Annotated in this window: 6 protein-coding genes; all 6 read left to right on the forward strand. The window is 51.6% G+C overall.

The features are described from left to right. Positions 1-116: 116 nt before the first annotated feature. The 6 genes from D6694_13405 (at position 117) to D6694_13430 (ending at position 5,049) form a co-directional block, all read left to right on the forward strand. Positions 117-1,268: a D-alanyl-D-alanine carboxypeptidase gene (locus D6694_13405; GenBank protein RMH37230.1), complete on the forward strand. Its 1,152-nt coding sequence runs from the start codon at positions 117-119 to the stop codon at positions 1,266-1,268. 4 nt (positions 1,269-1,272) lie between these two features. Next, the gene (locus D6694_13410; GenBank protein RMH37225.1) at positions 1,273-2,148 is read left to right on the forward strand and encodes a D-amino acid aminotransferase; all 876 of its coding nucleotides are present in this window, start codon (positions 1,273-1,275) and stop codon (positions 2,146-2,148) included. Beyond that, on the forward strand, positions 2,138-2,395 hold the full coding sequence (locus D6694_13415) for a DUF493 family protein (GenBank protein ID RMH37226.1): 258 nt from the start codon (positions 2,138-2,140) through the stop codon (positions 2,393-2,395). The genes D6694_13410 and D6694_13415 overlap by 11 nt, the downstream gene beginning before the upstream one ends. Before the next feature lie 29 nt (positions 2,396-2,424). After that, on the forward strand, positions 2,425-2,823 hold the full coding sequence (locus D6694_13420) for a cupin domain-containing protein (protein ID RMH37227.1): 399 nt from the start codon (positions 2,425-2,427) through the stop codon (positions 2,821-2,823). After that, positions 2,820-3,731, forward strand: coding sequence for an AEC family transporter (locus D6694_13425; protein RMH37228.1), 912 nt, complete (start codon positions 2,820-2,822; stop codon positions 3,729-3,731). The genes D6694_13420 and D6694_13425 overlap by 4 nt, the downstream gene beginning before the upstream one ends. A 304-nt stretch (positions 3,732-4,035) precedes the next feature. After that, a complete protein-coding gene (locus D6694_13430; GenBank protein ID RMH37229.1) occupies positions 4,036-5,049 on the forward strand; it encodes an Abi family protein in 1,014 nt (337 codons plus the stop codon). Positions 5,050-5,053: the final 4 nt, after the last annotated feature.

Below are 5,053 nucleotides of genomic sequence, written 5' to 3' on the forward strand. Positions count from 1 at the left end.
CAAAATGCGAAAATCATCACCGAACAACGTGCCGAAACAAAGACAACCACGACAAAGGCATGAAAGAGGAGTCTAAATTGGGTAAGCTTGACAACCAACGTTTTCAGACCAGACCGATGCACATGATTCGAACACTTGTCGCATTTTTTGGCGCGTTACTGATGTTGCTGCCCGCACATGCCATTGACTTTGTGCCAGCACCACCAGTGTTATCGGCCAAAGCTTATCTACTCATGGATTATGACAGCGGACAAATACTTGCGGCGCAGAACGAAGACGTCAGGTATCCACCAGCCAGCCTGACCAAGATGATGACGGCCTATATTGTCGAGGCAGAACTTGCCGCTGGCAATCTCAAACTGGACGATCCGGTCACCGTTTCAACCAACGCCTGGGCCAAGAATTTTCCGGGCTCTTCCGTGATGTTTATTGAACCGGGCAAACCCGTGACCGTCGAGCAACTACTCCGGGGGATTATCATCCAATCCGGCAATGACGCGAGTGTCGCCATCGCTGAGCATATTGCGGGCAGCGAAGATGCCTTTGCTCAGCTAATGAACGCCCATGCCAAACGACTGGGTTTGACCAACACACATTTTGTCAACGCCACCGGTCTGCCAGACGATAATCACTATTCCAGTGCGCGTGATCTGGCCATCCTCGCTCGTGCCATTATTCACGATTATCCCGAACGCTACAGCCTCTACAAGGAGAAAGCATTCACCTATAACGGCATTCGGCAATTGAACCGAAACGCACTACTGTGGGACAAAAGCCTCAATGTTGATGGTCTGAAAACGGGCCACACCGAGAAAGCGGGCTATTGTTTGGTCGCCTCCGCCGTCAAGAACAATATGCGCCTCATTTCTGTGGTGCTTGGCGCGCCAAGTGAAAATGCGCGCAAATACGACAGTAAAAAATTGCTCAACTGGGGATTCCGTTTCTATCGGACGGTGCACCCGGTCAAAGCCAATAGCCCCTTGCATCAAGTGCGAGTCTGGTACGGAAACCAAGCGCATGTCCCCGCTGGAGTGGCAGAACCAGTGGCCGTCACGCTCCCGCGCCGTAGCATTAAAGACCTCAAGGCAGAATACGAGGTGAGTACCGAACTTGAGGCGCCAATTCGTCGGGGTGCGGTGATTGGCACCTTGTATTTTAAGCTCAATGGCAAGACCATCAAGCAAGTCCCACTGGTCGCACTGCAGGATATCGAAAAAGGCGGCGTATTCAGTCGCTTGGGCGACTGGTTTGCACGTAAATGGAAATGACGTGATGAACAACATTGCCTTTCTCAATGATAATTTTGTGCCACTGAATGAGGCCAAGATCTCGGTGCTGGATCGCGGCTTTCTATTTGCGGACGGTGTCTATGAAGTGATCCCTGTCTATGCCGGAAAACTGTTTCGCCTCGATGCCCATCTGGCCCGACTCCATCACAGCCTGAGCGCCATCGATCTCTCGCTCTCTGACTGGAATGATACGCGTTGGCGCGACATGCTGGAGACACTTGTGGCACGCAACGGAGGTGGGCACCTGTCTGTCTATCTGCAGGTCACGCGCGGTCCGCAACCTGTTCGCGACCACCGAATTCCAGACAACATTCGGCCAACTGTCTTTGCCATGTGCCAACCCATGCCCGTTTATGAAACCATCGAGGCACTGCAGCCGATACGTTGTGCACTTGTCGAAGACATTCGTTGGATGCGTTGTGACATCAAGTCGATCGCCCTACTGGGCAACGTGCTGGCCAAACATCAAGCCACCGTTCGTGGCGCCGACGAAGCCCTACTTATCCGCGACGGTTACGTCAATGAAGGTTCGGCCAGCAACCTGTTTGTGGTGTTAGACGATCAAATTGTGACACCACCAAAATCCAATCTTATTTTGGGCGGAATTACCCGAGATCTTGTCATCGAACTTCTTCGTCAAAACAAAATGCGTGTTCACGAACGGCCGATTTCCATAGATGACCTCAAACGGGCAACTGAGGTTTGGGTCTCAAGCTCGACTCGGGAAATCCGCGCCGTGATTGAAATTGACGGAAAGCCGGTTGGTCGCGGAGCATGTGGGCCAATGTGGCGAAAAGCGGCCGAGATTTACCATGCCTATAAGCAGAAGTTGATTCAGGGAGGTGCGGATGACCTCTGAAGAACTTTTACAGTTCCCGTGCGATTTCCCGTTGCGCATCATGGGCGTGGCATGTCCAGAATTGCTAGATGATGTGATGAGCACCATCCAAAAACATGCCCCTGGCGACTATCAGCCACAGGTGCATGCGAGCGCAAAAGGCAATTATCACGCGATTCGCGTGACCATTCGGGCAACCAGCCGTGAACAGCTAGATGCGTTGTATCATGAGCTGGTGTCTTTGAAACATGTGAAAGTCGTATTGTAACCAAGGTCATTTGGTCGGGAGGGGAAACGATGAAATTCATTCGCCAATGTTCTTTGGGCCTGCTTCTGGTGGCAGGCTATACGTCTGCCGCAACGGACATCAACGCCATCCAAGCGAGCGACTTTGACAACATTTTCGTCAAAAAAATTGCTGACGACACAAAGGCCACGAGCTTCGTTATTTTTGTCAAAAAGCACGTCAAGCCCCATCTGCACAAAACGCATACCGAGTTGCTGTATGTCCTAGAAGGTTCTGCGGATATGCAGCTGGGTGAGCAACACATCTCACTGACCCCAGGCACCTTCGTACAAATTCCCAAGGGCACCGTTCACGCCGTCACAGTCACTTCAGACACGCCACTTAAAGTGTTATCAATTCAAACGCCACAATTCCACGGACAAGACCGGCATTTTGTGACGCCTCAATGACGTCGTTAATTGTCGCTGGGGCCCTCTTTTTCATCGGCGGGGCCCTTCGCCTGACTCGCGTGTTTCCTGATAATGCCGCTCTGACCCTCAATCAGTATGTGGTTCGGGTTGCCTTGCCCGCCCTGATTTTGATCCGCATCCCCGAACTCAAGTGGCAAGCCGATTTGTGGGTGCCAGTGGCAAGCGCCTGGCTCATGCTACTGGCTGGTTGGTTGCTTGGGCTACAACTCGGCACCTACCTAAAGCTCACTCAGGCGCGTCGTCTGACGCTGGCGCTCATGCTGGCGCTTGGCAACACCTCCTTTATTGCCATCCCACTTTTAACACTCTTTTCTCGACCAGACGCCATCCCGATTGCCCTGCTCTACGATCAACTCGGCTCTTTTCTCGGATTAGCAGTGCTCGGCAGTGTGCTCGCGCAACGGGACGGCCAGACACCATCGATCGGACAGAAATTGCGGGCCATTGTGTTTTTTCCGCCATTGATTGCCTTGTTATTCGCCACCTTATGTGGCCGGTATACGTGGGTGCAACAGTGGTTCCCCGCATTAGAGCCCATCGCTGCGAGCTTGGTCCCGGTGGTCATGGTGGCGCTTGGTGCGCAATTTTCGTGGCAGATGGGAAAAACGGATCGGATCATCGTGACGACGGCATTGACCATCAAAATGCTTATCCTTCCCGCTTTGTTGACAATGTTGTTTCTGCTCACAGGCCAGCATGGGCTTACCGCGCAGGTGTCGATTCTAGAAGCCGCCATGCCGCCAATGATGAGCGCGGCCGCCCTCGCCTCGACCTATCACCTCGACGAAAAACTGGCCTCACGCCTTGTGGCCTTAGGCATTGCCGTCAGCTTCATCACGATTCCTCTGTGGAGCAGCTGGTTAAACCTTATGTTTGCACATCGCTGAACAGGCTGGATTTCGGCCTAGTTCTTGTTCATCTTGTTGCTCTGTCCTTGCTTTGCAGACATGTTGGTCATATGAAGATCGTGGTGATGTTAAGAATCATCACACGATGGCAGGAGAACATCGTTACTAATGCGTCTACCATCCGCAAGCTTCTCGAACTTTTTGTCTGAGGTATCTAACCTGGACATGATCTTGAAAAAGCAATCTAATATCGATATAGTATAAGCAACATACCCGCCAAGCCTCTACTGACCTCGATCAGTATGCTCAAATTGAGCGGGTTTTTTATTGTCTGGTGAAAGGCATGAGGCAATTTGACAAGCCACCGCTCTTCATCTCCGAACAAATTGATCTGCTCAAGTGTCGCGGCCTGACCATTCAGGATGAGGTGCGGGCTACCGCACTTCTTGAGATCATCAGTCTTTTTCGCTTGACGCCATACATGCGGCCCTTTCAGCGTCGTGAGGATCCGCACCACCACTTTGTTGAAAACGCAACTCTCAAACAGGTTGTCGATCTCTATCGCTTTGATCAGAAGTTACGCATTCTAGTGATGGATGCGCTTGAGCGCGTAGAAGTGGCTGTCCGGGCCGTATTGGGCAATGTTATGGCCAGCCACTATAACGATGCGCACTGGTACATGAATTCACATCATTTTAAGCGGTGGTACAAGCATAATGACCTGCTTGAGGCGATTTCTTCAAAGCTGGATAACGAGAAAAAACAACTGCAAAAAGAAACAAAACAAATCGAGGGCAGTCGAGCACCTCTTGACGTCAAACAGCGTCGCATTGAACATCGAAAGCGGGATAATTACTTTCGATTCTCCGCAGTAACCTATTGTGAGCCAAAACTCCCCCCGTCTTGGGCCGTGATGGAAGAACTAAGCTTTGGTACGCTTTCCCGCCTGTACATGGGGTTGGCCAAGGATAGGGATAGAAAAATGATCGCAAGGCGATTCGATGTCTCCCATAAAGTGCTGGGGTCCTGGCTACACACTTTGACCTTTATCCGAAATATCTGTGCCCATCATGCCCGTTTATGGAATCGCGAACTGGCCATCCCACCAAAGTTGCCCAAGGCACCAGAGTGGAATTGGCCGGAATTGCCAAGAGGGCGGCCATATCCCCAACGAAGACTGGCGGCAGTTCTGTTCATTCTCGCTTATTTGATGCACCAAATCGATCCTAGCAGCCACTGGCAGAGGCGTGTTGAGCAGTTGTTGACGGACTATCCTGATGTGCCCTTATCGCCTATGGGGCTCTTTGTCCATTGGCAGGATCATCCAATTTGGAAGCGATGTCGCGATCAAGAATGAGCGG

Source organism: Gammaproteobacteria bacterium (assembly GCA_003696665.1).
Taxonomy (GTDB): domain Bacteria; phylum Pseudomonadota; class Gammaproteobacteria; order Enterobacterales.

Excerpts from the sequence above, each read along its gene's own strand:
- D6694_13415 (RMH37226.1), top strand. The coding sequence starts at position 2,138 with ATGACCTCTGAAGAACTTTTACAGTTCCCGTGCGATTTCCCGTTGCGC.
- D6694_13410 (RMH37225.1), top strand. The coding sequence starts at position 1,273 with ATGAACAACATTGCCTTTCTCAATGATAATTTTGTGCCACTGAATGAG.
- D6694_13420 (RMH37227.1), top strand. The coding sequence starts at position 2,425 with ATGAAATTCATTCGCCAATGTTCTTTGGGCCTGCTTCTGGTGGCAGGC.
- D6694_13430 (RMH37229.1), top strand. The coding sequence starts at position 4,036 with ATGAGGCAATTTGACAAGCCACCGCTCTTCATCTCCGAACAAATTGAT.
- D6694_13425 (RMH37228.1), top strand. The coding sequence starts at position 2,820 with ATGACGTCGTTAATTGTCGCTGGGGCCCTCTTTTTCATCGGCGGGGCC.
- D6694_13405 (RMH37230.1), top strand. The coding sequence starts at position 117 with ATGCACATGATTCGAACACTTGTCGCATTTTTTGGCGCGTTACTGATG.